This window comes from Pseudomonas sp. R1-18 (assembly GCF_051132095.1).
Lineage (GTDB): Bacteria > Pseudomonadota > Gammaproteobacteria > Pseudomonadales > Pseudomonadaceae > Aquipseudomonas.
Genome location: NZ_CP071658.1, coordinates 960,979 through 979,266 on the forward strand (window position 1 = coordinate 960,979; position 18,288 = coordinate 979,266).

Annotated in this window: 12 protein-coding genes; 7 read left to right on the forward strand and 5 right to left on the reverse strand. The window is 60.1% G+C overall.

Features of this window, described 5'->3' with window-relative positions; all coding sequences use genetic code 11:
- Positions 1-36: 36 nt before the first annotated feature.
- The 3 genes from J3P77_RS04495 to J3P77_RS04505 are packed head-to-tail and all read left to right on the forward strand — an operon-like array spanning position 37 to position 1,665.
- Positions 37-717: a class I SAM-dependent methyltransferase gene (locus tag J3P77_RS04495; RefSeq protein ID WP_434679901.1), complete on the forward strand. Its 681-nt coding sequence runs from the start codon at positions 37-39 to the stop codon at positions 715-717.
- A gap of 4 nt (positions 718-721) precedes the next feature.
- Positions 722-1,441, forward strand: a complete 720-nt coding sequence (locus J3P77_RS04500) for a lipopolysaccharide kinase InaA family protein (protein ID WP_434679903.1) — start codon at positions 722-724, stop codon at positions 1,439-1,441.
- Entirely contained in the window at positions 1,438-1,665 is a 228-nt protein-coding gene (locus J3P77_RS04505; RefSeq protein WP_434679904.1) for a hypothetical protein, read from the forward strand. Before J3P77_RS04500 ends, J3P77_RS04505 begins: the two co-directional genes overlap by 4 nt.
- A 40-nt stretch (positions 1,666-1,705) precedes the next feature.
- Here J3P77_RS04505 and J3P77_RS04510 read toward each other — a convergent pair whose 3' ends face one another.
- Positions 1,706-4,762: a multidrug efflux RND transporter permease subunit gene (locus J3P77_RS04510; protein ID WP_434679905.1), complete on the reverse strand. Its 3,057-nt coding sequence runs from the start codon at positions 4,760-4,762 to the stop codon at positions 1,706-1,708.
- Between the two features lie 13 nt (positions 4,763-4,775).
- A complete protein-coding gene (locus J3P77_RS04515) occupies positions 4,776-5,924 on the reverse strand; it encodes an efflux RND transporter periplasmic adaptor subunit (RefSeq protein ID WP_434679906.1) in 1,149 nt (382 codons plus the stop codon).
- 259 nt (positions 5,925-6,183) lie between these two features.
- Between J3P77_RS04515 and J3P77_RS04520 the strand changes: the two genes are divergently transcribed.
- From J3P77_RS04520 to J3P77_RS04535, 4 genes are all read left to right on the forward strand, one after another.
- Positions 6,184-6,879, forward strand: a complete 696-nt coding sequence (locus J3P77_RS04520; RefSeq protein ID WP_434679907.1) for a PspA/IM30 family protein — start codon at positions 6,184-6,186, stop codon at positions 6,877-6,879.
- Positions 6,880-6,899: 20 nt separating this feature from the next.
- Complete coding sequence (locus J3P77_RS04525; RefSeq protein ID WP_434679909.1) at positions 6,900-7,550, forward strand: hypothetical protein; 651 nt, start codon at positions 6,900-6,902, stop codon at positions 7,548-7,550.
- Positions 7,551-7,567: 17 nt separating this feature from the next.
- On the forward strand, positions 7,568-9,631 hold the full coding sequence (locus J3P77_RS04530; protein ID WP_434681884.1) for a flotillin family protein: 2,064 nt from the start codon (positions 7,568-7,570) through the stop codon (positions 9,629-9,631).
- Positions 9,632-9,704: 73 nt separating this feature from the next.
- The gene (locus J3P77_RS04535; protein ID WP_434679911.1) at positions 9,705-14,630 is read left to right on the forward strand and encodes a DNA repair ATPase; all 4,926 of its coding nucleotides are present in this window, start codon (positions 9,705-9,707) and stop codon (positions 14,628-14,630) included.
- A 9-nt stretch (positions 14,631-14,639) separates the two neighbouring features.
- Here the strand turns inward: J3P77_RS04535 and J3P77_RS04540 are convergent, their stop codons facing one another.
- From J3P77_RS04540 to J3P77_RS04550, 3 genes are read right to left on the reverse strand one after another with little or no spacing between them, the layout of a single operon-like run.
- On the reverse strand, positions 14,640-15,737 hold the full coding sequence (locus tag J3P77_RS04540; protein WP_434681885.1) for a DUF1513 domain-containing protein: 1,098 nt from the start codon (positions 15,735-15,737) through the stop codon (positions 14,640-14,642).
- Positions 15,738-15,753: 16 nt separating this feature from the next.
- Positions 15,754-16,818 (reverse strand): imelysin family protein, encoded by a 1,065-nt coding sequence (locus tag J3P77_RS04545; protein WP_434679912.1) that lies wholly within the window; start codon positions 16,816-16,818, stop codon positions 15,754-15,756.
- Positions 16,819-16,848: 30 nt separating this feature from the next.
- Entirely contained in the window at positions 16,849-18,276 is a 1,428-nt protein-coding gene (locus J3P77_RS04550; protein ID WP_434679913.1) for a di-heme oxidoredictase family protein, read from the reverse strand.
- Between the last annotated feature and the right edge of the window lie 12 nt (positions 18,277-18,288).

Sequence of the window (18,288 nt, forward strand, 5' to 3'; positions counted from 1 at the left end):
ATACGTTGGCGCGCATCGGAATCAGGAGACGTTCCCATGAGCAAGCGCATCGAGCTCGAATTTTCCAACAAGTACGACCGGCAGCATGCCGCTCAATATCTTCAGAAACACCAGAACGGTTTATGGCGCAAGCTGTCACATCAACGCGATGAGCAACTGGCTCGCAAAGCGTTGAGTCTGGCTGGCGATCCAGGCCTGGTGCTGGACTTGCCTTGCGGAGCAGGGCGTTTCTGGCCGTTGCTGGCTGAAAAGTCAAACCGTCACATCATCGGTGCAGATTACTCGGCCGGCATGCTGGACATCGCCTGTCGTTCCCAGCCTGCGGAGGTGGTGAAACGGGTACAACCCTTGCAGACATCTGCTTTCGCCATCGACCTGCCCGATAACGCCGTGGACAGCATTTTCTGCATGCGACTGTTGCACCACGTCGGGAAGTCGGACGACCGGATGGCTCTATTACGGGAGTTTCACCGCGTGACGCGGGATAGCGTCATCGTTTCCTTGTGGGTCGACGGCAACTTCAAAGCCTGGAAACGCAAGCGCCTTGAACAGAAGCGCGTGCTCAGAAATGGGCAGGAAAGTTACCAGAACCGCTTTGTGTTACCGGCGGCGGTAGTGGAAGCAGAATTCGAACGGGCAGGTTTTTCAGTTCAGAAGCAAATGGATTTCCTGCCGCTCTACGCCCTCTGGCGGGTCTACGTGTTGCGTAAAAGGTAGTCGAATGATTCAGGCCGCAGATCAATCAGGCGTGGTCGCAAGCAAGGAACCCTTCAAGCACTTCTGGGAGCAGCGCGGCGAATGGGTGGAAGCACCCAACATGCGCCGCGGCGGCGAAAGTGGCGTGCAACGGGTCGTGGCCAGTGATGGCCGACTGTTGTACAGCAAGCGCCAGACCGGGCATATCTACCGCAGCTGGCTGCACCCCTTCGGCCGGCCGACGGTTCTGCGCGAGCGCGATGCGCTGGAAGGCCTGCGCCAGCTGAAGGTCGCGGTTCCTGAAGTCGTGTTCTGTGGGGCCGAGCGTGATGAGAACAATGATTGGCGCGCCTTGCTGGTAACCGCCGCACTGGATGGTTTCGAAGAAGTGGATCACTGGTGCGCCGCGGGCGGACGTGAGCGCTACGGCGAGCTGCTTTGGGAGCAGATGCTCAGGGAAATCGGCGTGACCCTGGCGCGCATGCATCTGGGCCGTTGGCAGCACAGCTGCCTTTATAGCAAACATATTTTTGTGAGAGTCACGGGTGAGGGCGCTCAGGCGACCGTCCAGGTTGCGCTTCTGGATCTGGAGAAAGGTCGCCGTCGCTGGACCGCCGCGGGTGCCGCGCAGCATGACATGAAGCAGCTTCGACGCCATTCGTCATTCACTGATGCAGATTGGCGCAAGCTGGTCTATTTTTACGAGGCGGCGTTTGGCAGCTCTATCAAAGGTTTAGAGTCATGAAGCTCGAAATTGCTAGAGGTTTGTTTGTTTTCGGGGCGCTGGTAACAACCACGGTTGCTGTGGCGGCATGGCAGCAACCTCCTACAAAGATACTGAGTGCTCAGCATGGTGAAGGAAACTGCCCCATGCCTCGTGTCGCCAAGGCTCAGGAAGTGGTCAAACCCGATCACGACTTGTTGCTCTTGATGTACAGTCTGGCTCAGGGAACGGGATCGAAACATTGAAAACAGCTCCACCTTGAAAGGCCCCATGAACGGGGCCTTTTTAATGCGTGGCTGTCGCCGGGAGCCGGTCTGGTTCCTTGTCCCGCGCCGCCAGTAATGTGTACACGCAGGGCAAGACCAGCAGCGTGAACATTGTGCCCACGGACATTCCCGTGGCGATCACCACGCCGATATCGAACCGGCTCACGGCACCGGCTCCGGTCGCCAGAATCAACGGCACCATGCCAAAGACCATGGCCGCAGTGGTCATCAGAACCGGTCGCAAGCGTATTGCGGCTGCCTCTTCGACGGCCTCGCGGACCGAATAGCCCTTCTCCCGCCGCAGCTGATTGGCGAACTCGACGATCAGAATGCCATGTTTGCTGATCAGACCGATCAGCGTCACCAGGCCGACCTGGGTGTAGATGTTCAGGCTCGACAGACCGAGAAACAATGGGATCAGCGCCCCGCAGATCGAAAGAGGCACCGTCACCAGAATCACCAGCGGGTCCCGGAAGCTCTCGAACTGCGCGGCCAGCACCAGAAAAATAATCGCCAGCGCCAGCGCGAAGGTCACCCACAATGCGCTTCCTTCCTGCACGTACTGTCTGGATGCTCCGGCGTAATCGTAAGAGAACCCGGCGGGTGCTTCTTCGCTGGCAATCTGGCGGACCGTTTCGATGGCTTCGCCCATGCTGACAATCGGGAAGCCCTGGATGATGGCGGAGTTGAGTTGCTGAAACTGGTTAAGCTGACGCGGCCTTGCCCGGTCACTGATGGTGATCAAGGTGGACAGCGGCAACAGCTTGTCCTCCTTGCTCTTCACGTAGTAACTGTTCATCCAGCCGGGGTTGTCCCGATAAGGGCGCTCCACCTGCGCGATGACTTTGTAGCTACGACCGTCGATGGTGAAACGGTTGATTTCCGCTTCGCCCAGCAGGGTTCCCAGCGTCCCGCCCAGATCCTGCATGGACACGCCCATCTGCGCCGCCTTGGCCCGGTCTATGTCGACCACCACCTCTGGCTTGTCGTACGCCAGATCGATGTCCATGAAGGCAAACTTGCCCGATGCTTCGGCGCGCTTTCGGATCCGCTCGGCGACTTCAAGCAACGCCGGATAATCGTTGGGCGTGTTTACGACGAACTGAAAAGGCAGGCCTTCGCCCGTACCCGGAAGCGACGGCAGGTTGAAGCCGAAGATCTGCAGCCCGGGTATGTCCGCCAGTCGCGCCTGCACTTGCGGAAGAATTTCCATCTGGGTGCGGTCCCGTTCGTTCCAGGGCTTGAGCAGAAAGCCGCCGACCCCGGTCTGAACCCCGTTGAATCCGTTGATCTGAAACGAGGAGTAGTACTCCGGGAAGTCTCTGAAGATCCGGGTGAACTGGTCTGTATAGGCGTTGATGTAATCCAGGTTGGTCGGCTGGGGGGATGTTGACATCATGAAGATGATTCCCTGATCTTCATCCGGGGCCAGCTCCGAACGGGTAAACATCAGCAGGACCGGGATCAGGCACAGAACGATGACCGCAAACACCAGAACGACGGGACGGGTATCCAGAGTAGCGTGCAGCAGACGCTGATAACGGGCCTTCAGACCGTCGAACAGCTCATCCAGTTTATGGGCGAACCCACTAGGGTTCGGGTCGTGGCGCAACAGCATCGCGCACATCATCGGCGACAGGGTCAGGGCCACGACTCCGGATATCACCACGGCTCCGGCCAGCGTCAACGCGAACTCCTTGAACAGCGCGCCCGTGAGCCCCTGCAAAAACCCGATCGGCGCATACACCGCCGCAAGCGTGATGGTCATGGACACCACCGGCATGGCGATTTCCCGCGCGCCCTCCAGTGCCGCGTCCAGTGGCGTTTTACCCTCCTCGATATGCCGATGAATGTTCTCCACCACCACGATGGCGTCGTCCACTACCAGGCCGATTGCCAGAACCATGGCCAGCAGGGTAAGGAGGTTGATTGAGTAACCCATCAGTTGCATGAAGAACAGCACGCCGATCATCGACAGCGGAATCGTGATCACCGGGATGAGGACCGAGCGCAGCGCGCCCAGAAACAGAAACACCACCACTATCACGATCAGCACTGCTTCGATGAGCGTCTTCACCACTTCGTCGATGGAGGCCTGGATGAATAGCGTCGCGTCATAAGCGATGGACACCTTGAGGTTGGGTGGCAACTGGCTTTCCAGCTCGGGCATGACGCGCCGGACTTCCTTGATCACCTCCAGAGGGTTGGAGCTGGGAGTGCCCTTGATCCCGATATACACCGACGGCGTACCGTCGAACGAGCTGACCGAGTCGTAGTTTTCCGCACCCATCTCCACGCGGGCCACATCACCGAGCAGCACCCGGCTGTCGCCCTCGGTCTTGAGCGGAATCGCCGCAAACGCCTCGGCGGATTTGAGTTCTGTCGCGGCATTGATGCTGGTGACCACATACTCGCCCTTGACCTCGCCTGCCGCCGAAAGAAAGTTATAGCGTCGTACCGCGTCGGTGACGTCAGCGGCGGTCAGGCCGTATCCGGCCAGGCGCACGGGATCGAGCCACAGGCGCATGGCGAAGACCTGATTGCCGAGTATTTCCGCCTCCGCCATGCCCGGCAAGGTGGCGAGCTTGGGCTGGATGACCCGGGAGAGGTAATCGGTAATCTGTGGATTGCTGAGTTCGGAGCTGTAGAAACTGACGTACATCAGAGCCGATGCATCAGCAGCTTCCTTGCTGAGCACCGGGTCTTCTGCGTCTTGCGGCAGCTTGTTCTTGACCTCGTTGGCCTTGGCAAGCAGTTCGGTGAAGAGGCGGTCGCTGTCCGCGCCGATTCGCGCGTAGATCGACACGATGGAGAAGTTCTGGCGGCTGACCGAGGTCATGTAGTCGATGCCTTCCGCGCTCGCCAGACTCTGCTGCAACGGCTGGGTGATATACCCCTGGATGGTCTCCGCGTTGGCGCCGGGATAAGCCGTGGTCACCGTGATCAGCGCATTCTCCATCTGCGGATACTGACGGATGCTCAGGGCGCTGAACGCCTGAAAACCGAGAAGGACGATCAGAAGGCTGACGACAGTCGCAAGGACCGGGCGGCGGATGAACGGGTCGGTAAAGGCCATGAGGGTTCCCTGATCAGTCAGCACGCGGCAAATCGGACGGCTGGGCAGCCAGCTTGTCCGGCGTAATGGCTACGTGTGCACCGTTATCGAGTTTGAGCTGGCCACCACTGACCACCTGCTCGCCTGCCGTGAGGCCTTTACCTATCACCACAAGTCCGCCGCGCCTTTCTCCGGTTTCGACAAAGCGCCTTTCGACCGCCAGTTGCTGCTGCCCTTTGGCGTCTTTTTCCGGTTCACCCTTGTCGTTCTTTGCAGGCACCACGACGTAAACCGAATTGCCGTAAAGCGTGTAGGTGATCGCGCTTTCCGGAATTACCAGTCGGCTGGCGGTGCCTGGGAGCAACACTTGCAGGTTGGCGAACATGCCGGGCAGCAGCCGATTGTCTCGATTGGGGAGGGTGGCGCGAATCAGGATGTTACGAGTGCTGTCATCGACTTTCGGATTGATCGCGCTGATCGACGCCTCGAAATTTTCCTGCGGATAGGCAGCGACGCTGACTTGCACGATCTGCCCGACGGACAGCGAAGGCAGTGCCTGTTCGGGAACGTAAAAATCCAGATAGAGGCTGCTGAGATCCTGAAGCGTCGCTATCACCGTGCCGCTGGCCAGGTAATCCCCGACGTCGACCTGCCGGATTCCGATAGTGCCGGCGAATGGTGCGTGGATCTGCTTCTTTGCCAGCGATGCCTTGAGTTGCGCAACGGTCGCTCCGGCTTTCTTGAGCTGGGCGGCAAGCTTGTCGAAGTCGCCCCTGGAGATAGCCTGATCGCCTACGAGCCGGCTGCCCCGACCGTGTTCGACCTGCGCCAGACCGAAGTCCGCTTCCGCCGTTCCCAGCAGGGCTCGCTCTACGTCGCTGTCGAGCCTCAACAGCGGTTGACCCGCGCGAACCTTCTGCCCCGACTCGAATTGCACGGCGATCACCGTACCGGCGACTTCCAGACTGAGATCGACCCCTTGCAGGGCCTTGAGCGTACCAATGGCCGGAAGGCGGCTCTGCCAAGGCTGCTCGCGGGCTGTGACGACGGCAACGCTGATCGCCGGCTTCGGAGCGGTGAACTGCTGAATCTGTTGATAAACGGAATAAGCCTTGTAACCCGCCAGCGCAAGCACCACGAGCAACACCACACCGAGCATGACCAGCATACGTCGACGCAACATGATTCCACATCCTTGGGAAATTTGGCGGGTGATCCCGCCGACTCAGATCAGCTCGCAGTATTTCAAATTTGTTCGGTTATGCAAGTTTTACCAGCGACTAATTAGGCGTTTTATCTAACTTCAAGTTTTGTAGAAAGATCCTACTTTTTTAAAGGATAGTTCTGGCAGATCTCAAAAATTATATATGTCACCTTTTGCCCGCTTGAGTATCAAGCCCCAGCCTTCACACCTGTCGTTCGCGTCGTAAAAGGAATTCGTCATGGGCCGCATCTGGACAAAAATAGCGACCGCTCTAAGAGGTGGAGCCAACGAACTGGCCGACGCGGTGGTTACTCCGCATGCGTTGCGCATTCTCGACCAGGAAATTCGTGAAGCCGATGAGCACTTGGGCATCGCTCGTTCCAGCCTTGCGACCCTGATGGCCAAAAGCGTTCTGGCCGCGCAGGACCTGAATCGAACCGAGGCGCAGCTGGCGACCCTGACCCAGAGCGCTGAAATGGCGCTGGCGGCAGGTCGCGAGGATCTGGCGCTGGACGCTGCGGAGCAGATCGCCAGGCTTGAAAGGCTGCGAATGGACGATGCCCGTGTCGCGCAGCAGTATTCGAGCAGCGTCGATAGCTTGCGGGCTGCGTTGCAAACCAGCAAAGACAAGCTCGCCGAACTCAAGACCCGGCTTGAAATGGTCCGCGCCACCGAGATCACGCATCAGGCCAGAGCGATGTTGTCCGCGCCTGAGTGTGATTCCACCACACGCCTGCGATCAGCAGCCGACTCGCTGGACAAAATCCGCCAGCGTCAGCTGGAAGCCACAGCCCGATTGCATGCCCAGCAAGAATTGATGGCCGGCGACGCGGGCTTGAAGCAGAGGCTGCGGGCTGCCGGAATCACTGTTGACCCCTTTGATGCGCAGTCCGTACTGGAACGCATCAAAGCTGCCGTTTCTCGCTCTGCATGATCGTGGACGAGGAGACCGGCATGTATCGCTTCCTGGAGTTGGCGCTATCTTTTCCCGTTGTGATCTTCAGTCTGCTGTTGTCGCTGGCAGCCATTTACTGGCTTCTGGTGTGCTGCGGCGTTTTCGACACCGGTCCCGTCGAACTCGATATCGAAGCGGTTACCGCATATGAGAAGGCCCTGGCCGAATCCGACGAAGGGCTGTTTTCCCAGCTTGGCCTCGATGGAATTCCCGCTTCGCTAGTGCTGACGCTTGTCAGTCTCACTGGATGGCTGGTGAGCTATTTCATTCAGCTGTTAGTGATCGAGCCGCTGTCGTTGGGTTTTTTCTACTACCCGCTTGGCTTCGCCAGCGGACTGTTCGCCGCCTGCTCGGCACTGATAGCCACGGCATTACTCGTCCGCCTGTTCAGACCACTGATAAAAAGAATCCAGGGCCCGCCGTCGATGCCGATCTGCGGACGGGTGGCGATTGTGCGCAGCGCGACAGTCACTCGCGAAAGAGGGACGGCGTTTCTGGAAGACGGGGGCGCAGGGCTGCTGTTCCAGGTCCGCACCTGTGATACCGCCCACCTGAAGCGCAACGACCGCGTCGTGCTTCTGCAATACATCGCTGACGAACATTTCTATCAGGTCATCAGCGAAACGGAATTCTTGGGCCAGGCCCTGTAATGGAGTTAATCAGCATGCTGGATATGGCCATGCCATTCATCATCGTCCTTTGTTTCGCGCTTCTGGCCTTGATCGCTCTGGCCGTTCTGATCAAGACGTTTTACGTGAAAGTCCCGCAAGGCACGGCATTGATCGTCAATGACCTGTCCAGCCGGCCCAAGGTGTATTTCACCGGCGCAATGGTGCTGCCTTATCTCTACCTGATGGAAAAGATGCAGATCAGCGTCATCACCCTGGAAATCGAGCGCAAGGGCAAGGGCGGCCTGATCTGTCGCGACAACATGCGTGCGGACATTACCGTGGCGTTTTTTCTGCGGGTCAACGAAACCCAGGACGATGTGCTCAAGGTCGCCAAGGCCATCGGTGTGCTGCGCGCCTCGGACAAGGCTGCGGTGAACGAGCTGTTCAACGCGAAGTTCTCGGAAGCGCTGAAGACAGTCGGCAAGCAGTTCGACTTCGTCGAGCTTTTCGAAGACCGGGTGCGTTTCCGGGACGAGATCGTCAACGTCATCGGTCAGGATCTTTCCGGCTACGTGCTGGAGGACGTCGCTATCGATTTCCTGGAACAGACGCCCAAGGCAGAGCTGGACCGGGACAATATTCTGGATGCCGAAGGCATTCGCAAGATCACCGAGCTCACCTCGACCCACAACGTCATCACCAATGAGCTGGAACGCGATCAGGACCTCAAGATCCAGAAGAAAAACGTCGAAACGATAGAGGCAAGCCTGGCGCTGGAGCGCCAGAAGGCGGATGCCCAGGCCCGGCAGAAGCGCGAGATCGCTTCCGTAATCGCCCGGGAGGAAGCGGAAACGCTCAAGGTCCAGTCCGAGGAGCGACTGCGTGCCGAGGAGGCGCGCATCGCCACTGCTCAGCGAATCGATATCGCCGAGGTCAATCACCAGCGCGAAGTCGACGTCGCCAATCAGAACAGCGAGCGGGTTGTCATGCTGGAGAAGGAGACGGTCATCCGTGCCCAGGCTCTGGCTCAGGTCGACCGCGAGCGCGAGGTGTCGCTAAGCCGGATCGAGCGTGACCGTCAGCTCGAAGAAAAACGCGGCGAGATCGCCAACGTTACCCGCGAACGGGTGAGCGTTGAAAAAACCGTGGCTCAGGAAGAAGAAGCCATCACCACGCTGCGGGTCGTAGCCGATGCCGACCGCAAGAAGATCGTTGTTCTGACGGAGGCTCAGGCCCAGGCAGAGCGTGACCTTGTGTGTCTGGTGAAGCAGGCAGAGGCGGACAGCGCCGTGTCGGAGCATCGCGCGAAAGAGCTGGTGACATTGGCCGACGCGGACCTTCGCAAGGCCGAGAGCGAAGCACTGGCTGCGATGAAACGTGCCGAAGGCTTGCGGGCGGAGAAGGCGGCGCCCGGTCTGGCCGAGGCCGAAGTGCGTATGCAGGCGGCCGAAGCGAGCGAGCGCGAAGGGCTGGCCCAGGCTCTGGTGCTCAAGCAGCACCTGCTGTCCCAGGCGGAAGGCGACAGGGCCGTGGGCGAATCCGCAGCCGATGTCCGCATGCAGAAAGCCGAGGCCAGCGAGCGTGAAGGTCTGGCGGAAGCCGCGGTGCTCAAGCAGCGGCTGATGTCCCAGGCCGAAGGTGACAGAGCCATTGGGGAATCCAGGGCCGCCACCATTCATGAAGTCGGCGCCGCCGAGGCGCAAGTGCTGCAGAAGCGTTTCGAGGCCGAGGCTGCCGGGCTTACGGAGAAGTTCGAGGCGATGCAGAAGCTCACCGGAGACGCCCGCGAACATGAGGAATTCCGGCTGGCCTTGCAAAACCATTTCGATATCACGCTCGCGGGTATCGCCGCCAACGAGAAGATTGCCGAACAGCAGGCTCAGGTTCTGTCCGCCGCCATGAGCAAAGCCAGCATCCAGTTTGTTGGCGGCGGCGATAACACCGTTTTCGACGCGTTCGTGAAGTCTCTTTCGGTCGGCAAAGCCATTGAGGGCCTGAATCAGAGCAGTCCGCTCGCCGCTCAGGTTATCCAGACCAGTCTCGGCATGCTGGCCAGGGTCGCGACCAATAAGGGCGACGCTCGCCACGCGCAGGCAACGGCTCGCTCCGAGGCCAGTTAAATCCGCCGGGAAGCCCGACAGCTGCCGGGCGTTCTTTTTCCTGACTTCAGCCATCAACCTGCCCGGACCCGACATGTCGAACGACCCGCTCGAAACTCAGCCGATGGATACCGACGTCACTGGAGGCGGGGCGTATGAAGTGTTGCTCAAGCGTCTTCGCAATCAAGGACAGCGTCTGTCACGGCAGGTCGATGCTCTGAATGACCAGCGGCTGCAGGAGTTCGGTTGCAGTCGCATGGAGGTTCTCGGGAGAGTGCGGGTTCGTACCGAGAACAATTGCGTGCCCCGAGATATCGTCCGGGTCGGCGACTTTCTTCTGTTCGGCTACAACGTGTTTCTCGGGCTGAGGACCGAAACCCGGGTCGAAGACGTACTTGCCCTGTTCCGTCTGATTGAGCGAGAGGACGGCTTCGAAGCCCAGGCCGTTCCCGTGGAAGGAACCTGGCTGGACGACCCAGGCTTTCGCAAGGATTTTGCAGAGCTCTACACCTATTACCGTGACGCGCGGCTGCTTGAACTGGTGGTAGATGACAGCCGCCTGCTGGTCAGTTTTCAGGTGGGCGAACGCATTGACGATATACGGGTATTCCGCTGGTCCCTGGGCAGCGGCGGTACAGACGTCCGCTACGTCGATAATCGCGGCGAGCGCGATATGGCTCCAGCAGCTGGATACGACTTCGAATGGGCTCCAGCCACGCGAGAAATGATTGTCGGTGGTCGGCAACCGTGCATCAGCATCCTGGACAGCGTTTACGTTCAACTGGACAGCGGCGAGCTGGTGCTGAAGATCGAGAACGGAACGGCATGCGCAGAGGCCTTGTATCGTCATTCGCTGGCGGAAACGAATCAGTCGCTGCCTGATCTGCAAGTCGCATATGCCAGGCTCGGGGATCTGATTCTGCTCAAAGTCCGACCTTACAAGGAGGAGCACTTCCACTATCTGGTGTGCAACCTGCCGACACGCGCCATCACCCGCGTCGACTCAATTGGCCAGGCCTGCCTGCAGCTACCTGAGGACCACGGGATCGTTTTCCCTGGTGGACTTTATCTGCGTAACGGTGAGCACAAGACCTTCGAATCCGGCATGCAGCGGATGCAGTTCAAGCGGCTGTTCCGCTCGCCGAACGGTGAAGACATCCTGTACATCTTTTACGAAGCGCAGGAAGGCCGCTCGGCGCTGTTCACCTACAACATGGTCCGGCGGCAACTGCAGACACCGATACTCGGCCATGGCCACGCGTGCCTTGAAGACGGACGCATGGTGATCTTCTCGGCTGAACAGGAGCCTGCCCGTAACCACCCGATGCAGATCTGGCAAACGCCCTTTCATACCGAGGAATACGCGGCACGGCGGTCCCTGAGCAATACCTTTCTTGGGCGGATTGGCAATGCCGATCTCGTACGCGGGATATCTGATCTGTATGACCTGGCGCGCGACGTCGAGACACCAAACCCGACCGCAGCGCATTTCGCCAGATTGGGACAGCAGGTCGGTCGACTGCTCGACAAGTACCACTGGATGGCTCATGAATCGCTGAATTCAGTGACCGGGTTGTTGCGTGAGCTTGGCCAGACCGGGGGCTTGATCGTCGACGAGTTCGAGAAGGTCGAGCATCTGCGCGCCCATGCCGCGCGACAGACGATTGATGCCCAACAGCGGCATTCGGCATTGATGAAAGAACTGCACGCCGGTGCTCCACGGGGCATCGAGGACATCGTCGCCTTGCTGGAGGCCATCACTCAGCTGCGAGGCCATCTGCTGACTATCAAGGATGGGCGCTATGTCGACGCAGCCACCGTCGAAGGGCTGGAGCGGCAGCTCAAGGTCGAGTCCGAGCGCATCAGCAGTGAGGCGGCTGAATTCATGTGCCAGCCCGATGCACTGCTGCCATACAGCCAGCGGATCGCGGAGCTGGATCGGCACGTTCAGGAGGCGACTGCCCTGTTCGAACTGGACCGGGCGTTGGCCGGCCTTGGCGAAATGACCGCGGCTGTCGAGCTCCTCTCCGGGCTCGCCAGTTCGCTGAGTGTTCAGGACACCGCGCACCGCACCCGCATCACCGAGGCAATGTCCCATCTCTATGCGCTGATGAACCAGACCACGGCCCACGAAAGGACACGTCGCAAGGCGCTTGCCATGTCCGAGTCGGTGGCGCAGTTTGCGGCGCAATTTCAGTTGTTCGTGCAGAGCGCGGCTCATGCGCTGGGGCAGGCCGATACTCCCGAGGCCTGTGACGAACAGCTTTCAAAACTACTGATTCAGCTGGAAGACCTTGAAAGCCGCTTCGGCGGACATGAACCGTTTCTCGACGATTTGATGCGCAAGCGGGAAGAGCTGCTGGAAGCGGTTGAGCATCACCGACAAAATCTGATGGATGCCCGCCAGCGCCAGATTCGGACCGTGCAGGACGCTGCTCACCGTATCCTCACCAGCCTGCCTGGGCGGACTGCGGCCTGTCCCGACATCGAGAGGCTGAACGCTTTTTTCGCCACCGATCATCAGGTTCTCAGACTCCGCGAGCTTTCCGCCCGGTTGCGTGGACTGGATGACGGCGTCAAGGCCGACGATCTTGATGCAAGACTCAAGGCGGCGCGCGATGAGGCGGTGAGAGCCAAGCGTGATAGAAACGACCTGTTCGACGGCGGCGGCACCTTGTTGAGACTGGGGCCGCGCCACCGCTTCAGCGTCAACACTCAGCCACTTGAACTGACGCTGCTGCCGAAAGGTGAGCACCTGTGGCTACATATCACGGGGACGGATTTCCACGAACGTATTGATGATGACGCCGTTGTCAGCATGCGCCCGTACTTTCACGCCAGTCACGAATCGGAGTCCGAAGCGCTCTACCGTGGTGAGTACCTGGCCTGGCAGGTTCTGGAGGCTGCAAATGCGCAAGGCATCGACCTTCAGGCGCTCGATGCAGGTGCGCTGGAACAACATGTTCGCGACTTCGCGGCGCCACGGTACAAGGAGGGCTATGAAAAAGGCATCCATGACCATGACGCAGCGCTTGTACTTCGGAATCTGATGCCATGCATGGCGGCGGCCGGTCTGCTGCGCTTCAGCCCTGCCGCTCGGGCGCTCGCATTGATCGCCTGGCATCTGCCGGGTTCGTTCGAAACACAAGTCAGCCGATGGCCCCGACAGGCCCGCGCTGCGTTTTCGGTTCAGAGGCTCTTCAAACATCAGGAAGCTGTAGACGACCTGCGCGAGGAGATCGCGCTGGCACTGGAAAACTATGCTGCGGCGACGGGGTTTTCCGAATCGCCCACAGTTTTAGCTGAAAGCGCTCATTACCTTACTGAGGCTCTGGCAGGCGACCGGCCGAGTCTGGAGGCCAGCGGACACGCCCGGGATATTGTCAGTGCGCTTGACCGGCGTCTGGAAACGGAAGGCTGTGCGGATGAGCTGCGCGATGTGGTGCAAGGACTGGATGGCGACCTGTACGGGCAGTGGTCGGTGATCCGGCAATGGGTGACCGGTGCCTGTCGGGATCTGCAAGAGGCCGCTCTGACCCATTACGTCCCGGAGGCGACCGCGCTTGTGCTGCTGCGGATGGCTGGAAAGCCCGAATTGCCCGTTAACGCCGCGGCGCTGAAGGTCCAGGTCCATGGCCTGTTAGGCGAACATCCGAGGTTACGCGATGGCGTGCTTGCGCTGACTCTGGACGATTTCTTCGCCCGTGTGATGGAGCACGGGCAGGTGTTCGTGCCAGGGTTGCGCGGCTACCAGACTTTTCGCCAGTCGATCATTCAGCGCGAACGGCAGGCTTTGCGCGTTGCCGATTTCCGGTCGCGCCCGCTGACCTCGTTCGTTCGCAACAAACTGATCAATGAAGTTTATCTGCCGTTGATTGCCGATAATCTGGCCAGACAGTTGGGCAGTGCCGGGGAAGGCAGGCGCAGCGACCTGATGGGCTTGCTGATGCTGATCTCGCCACCTGGCTACGGCAAGACCACGCTGATCGAGTACATCGCATTTCAGCTGGGAATGGCGTTCGTCAAGGTCAACGGGCCAGAGTTGAATCGTGGCGTGACTTCACTTGACCCGGCGCAGGCTCCGGACAGCCCCGCACGGGTGGAGCTCGAAAAGCTCAATCTGGCTTTGCAGTTGGGCAGTAACGTTTGTCTGTTGATAGACGATATCCAGCATCTCTCGCCTGAGTTTCTGCAGAAGTTCATCAGCTTGTGTGACGCCACTCGACGGATCGAAAGCGTCTGGAAGGGGCAGGCTAAAGTCTGCGATCTGCGTGGCCGGAAGTTCTGCATCGTGATGGCCGGCAACCCGTACACGGAATCAGGCGAGGCCTTCAGAATTCCCGACATGCTGGTGAACCGCGCCGACGTGCACAACCTCGGCGAGGTGACCGGCGCAAACGCGAGCGCGTTTGCCCTGAGCTACATCGAAAACAGCCTGACATCAAACCCCGTGCTGGCGCCGTTGGCCAACCGGGAGATCAGCGACCTCTATCATCTGGTCGAGCACGCTCGTGGCAGGACCTTGGGCAGCAATGACCTTGTTCATCCTTATAGTCCGTCCGAGGTAAACGAACTGAGCGAAACCTTGCGTCGCTTGATGACGGTGCGAGAGGTTCTGCTCAAGGTCAATGCCGCCTACATCGACAGCGCTTCGCAAGCCGCCCAATACCGAACCGAGCCACCGTTCCGGCTGCAGGGCAGCTACCGCAACATGAACAGGCTGGCGGAGCGGATATCGCCAGTTATGAACGAAGCGGAGATCGACCAGCTCATCACGGATCATTACCGGGCTGAATCGCAGCTGTTGACCAGCGGTGCCGAGGAGAACCTGCTCAAGCTCGCCGAACTTCGCGGGCAACTGAACCCTGAACAGGCGGCTCGCTGGACGCGGATCAAACAGGAGTTTCAGCGTAACAAGGCGCTGGGCGGCGACGAAACAGCCGTGGGCAATCGTATCGTTGCCCAGCTTGGCGATGTGGTCGACGGCATTCGGGCGATCGCCGAGCGGTCGGGGCGGTAGCGCGATTGCTCAGACCAGGTGCAGATGGTTGTCCCACAGCCCGGTCGGCAGTTCCAGTGGCGTTGCCAGAAGCTCTGGTTTGCGGCAATCGTAAAATCGGCAACGTCCCTGGCCGGAAGTCACGACGAAGCCGTCGGCCACGGCGCCCACGCCCGCGCAGTCCGGCAGCGGCGCATCCAGCCTGACTTCGCCGCTGTCCAGGTCCCAGATAAAAAAGCGGTTGCCACGCGGCGCGGTCAATGCGACCAGCCGCAGTTCGTTGTGAATGGCGACGCTGGCGGTGTAATGGTTCATAGCGTCAAGCTGACGCGCCGCGACGGGAAACGCGGCAAAGGGTTCACCCGGCCGCTTGATCGCAAGCAGCTCGGCGGATTCGTGAGCATCGCCCATGAACTGCTGCCCGGCGACTATAGTGCCGTCGGCGGCAATGGCCAGATGGCGCACGCTGTTCATCTGTTGAGCGAGGGTTTCCTTGCTGATGAGTGAGCCGTCGCGGCGCATCAAGACCAGGCTTGGCTCCATCGCATCGAGATTCATCTCCACGCGGCTCTCGGCTTCGGTGCGGATGCCGCCGTTGGCGACCACCAGTGTTTCCCCGTCTGGCATCCAGGACACCTGGTGCGGCCCGATACCGTGGGTTGGAATCTCATCAGCGTGGTCAAGACGCTGGTCAACGAACCGATAGACACCAAGCAGGCCGCGTCCGGGTTCGGTGGTGTCGTTTTCAGTGGCGTACAGCCATTCTCCGTCGCGATGGATCACGGCATGCCCGTAGAAGTGACGGCCAGGCCTTGAAGCGATGGTCTGCAGCAACCGGCCATCCTGCAAATTGATCAGATAACTTTCGGTCCCTGGACGTCGGGCAATGAACACGGCCAACGGCAGGGTCGGATGATTGATGATGTCATGGCAACGCTGGCCTACACGCGTGGCGAACACCTCGGTGCCGTCCAGTCGATAGCCGACCGCGTAATGCCGACCTTCGCCGTCGTCGCGGGCCGAAAGCAGCAGCGGACTTCTGTCCCTCTGACGGAACAGCGTCCAGCCGCCCAATGTGCATGCACTAAGCAACAGGCTGCCGATAGCCAGCACCTGACGTCGCAACATCATCTCTCTCTCCCGATCAATCGCCGTCGTTGGCGTTGAAGCCCAGCTGAATCCCCAGCGCCCTGGCAAGTTCGCCTTCGTGCAAGCGATGAACCACGTTCAGGCTGTCATAGAACGCATTGAGCTGCTGACGACCGGCTTCGGACGCCAACAGATCGGCAAGCGGCGGTTGCAGGCCGGCGAGCAGCTTGCGGCTGGCAGCGTAGGCCGCGTCGATCTTGTCGGCCAGTGGTTTCTGCTCGGCGGGCAGCAGGCCACGCAGACCTTTGTTGTCGACGCCGGCCCAGACCGTTTCTGCGCTCATCAGGCTGGCTTCCAGGCTGCTGAGCGAAGCTTTGCTGCGCCACGCATCAGCCTGGAACGGCTGCGGCTGGCCCTTGGTCTGGCGACCCAGAGGCGTCCCCAGTTTTTTCTTCAGCGTGTCCAGCGCCGTGACCTGAACGCGCAGAAGTTCGGAGATGGCTTCACGGGAGTCGGCATAGCGCTGATTCGGGAATTTGCTCAACTGCGCGAGCATGCCGTCGCTGCTGTTCCAGCCATTGAGGATCTCTTCGGCAAGGCGTTTCTGGCGCTCGCCGATGGCCGTGAGCAGCGGGCAATACCTGGCTTTCTGTTCCGGGTTGGCCATGTCAATGCCAGCGTCGAACAGGATGTATTCATAGGCGGACAGCCCCTGCACCACGACGCTGGCCTTGGTCAGACCGTCAGCGTCAATCTGCGGCTGGGCGGCGACCAATTGCTCGACCTGACGGCCGACGAGGTTTTTCTTGTCCGGCCAGAACTGTACCTGCCACGCTCGATTGCCCTCGGCCAGCGGCCCGATCAACAGGGGTTGCAACTCGGCCCAGGTCTTCTGCGCCTTGAGGAAGTCGGCGCGCGCGCTCTCCAGATCGGTCTTGCCCTGGCAGAACGCGAGTGCACTGGTCGCCAGCTGGCGGTCTGCATCCACCCAGCGGCTGTAGGTCGGCAGGATGACCCGCTCGGCAATGGCTGCGGAGGTCACCGCCTGCGGGTCCGATGGGGCGCAAGCCCCCAAGGCCAGCGCCGCGAGACTGGTGAATAACAGCTTGGGTCGGAACATGTCCGGCTCCTTATATCTGAAGAGGAGAAATCATAACGAATTCAGAAAGGCCAACAACGCGGCGCGCTGATCGGCGTCGTAAGCCAGCACCTTGCGCTGCGCCGCCTGGGCTTCGCCGCCGTGCCAGAGAATGGCCTCCAGCAGGTTGCGTGCGCGCCCGTCATGCAGAAACTGCGTATGCCCGCTGACAGTGCCGGTCAGGCCGATACCCCACAGCGGGGCGGTGCGCCATTCCCGGCCATTGGCCTGAAACTCCGTGCGGTTGTCGGCCAGGCCTTCGCCCATGTCATGCAATAACAAGTCGCTGTAGGGACGAATAACCTGATTGGCCAGCTCGGGTTCGGCCGCATCGGTACGGGTGGTGAATTTTGGTGTATGGCATTGGTGGCAACCGGCCTGGAAGAACAGATTTTTGCCGGCCAGCACTTGCGGGTCGTCCACATTGCGTCGTGCGGGGACTCCAAGGTTGCGCGTATAGAACTCCACCAGACGCAGAATGTTGTCGCTGACCTCCGGTTCGCCAGCCGGACCATTACCGTTTGGCGCGGCAAGGCAATCGGTCTGGGTGGCGGTGCAGTCATCGAATGCTCGCAAGCGCGTTGTCAGGCCCATGTCGCCGGTGAAGGCGTGAACGTTCTGCTGATTGACGTTGGGTTGGCCTGCCTTCCAGCCAAACCGGCCCAGGGTGATTTTCTGCTGCACGTCATCCCATACCCAGTTGGCACGCCCGGATATGCCCGTGCCACGTTTGTCGTCCGGATCCGCATTGGCGAGGATCGCAGCATCGGGAATCGCTTCGAGCAAACCGAGCCCGATCATCGGCGGAGCGACCCGTGCGGATACCCGGGCTTCGGGATGCATCCGACCGTAGCCGAGCTGCGTGATCCGCAAGGTCGGGCGGCGCAGCTCAACGGTGGTGCCGTCGCGGAAACGCACGGTAAGCGGATCGTATTCGACGCGTACCTTGCCCTCCGGCGCGACGCCTGGAACAGCCATGTCTTGAAGCTGGACACCGTAGGTCGGTTCGGGCAATACGCCGGCGCGTAGAATCAGCTCAGCCTGCGAAGCGTGGTCGGGAATCGACAGTCTCACCAGCATCGACACCGCGTTGCTCGCGCCTGGCTCGGGCGGATGGCCACGGCCATCCTTGATGTGGCAGTTCTGACAAGCGTTGGTGTTGAACAGGGGGCCGAGTCCGTCGCGCGCGGTGGTGGTCGACGGCGCGATCACCCAAGGGCTGCGAAAGAAACTATTGCCGACGCTGAAATCCAGCCGCCGTAGCGGAGACAGATTTGCCGAAGGCATGGAGAACGCATTCACATCGCTTTTGCGAACCGTCGCCTCGCCGCCGGACATCGCCTCGCCAGGTTCAGCCTCAGTGAAACGCGGGGCATCGTCACACCCACTCAAGACCAGAGTCAGGAGCAAGGCAATGATCGGGCGAAACCGCGTACTCATACTCATCCTGCA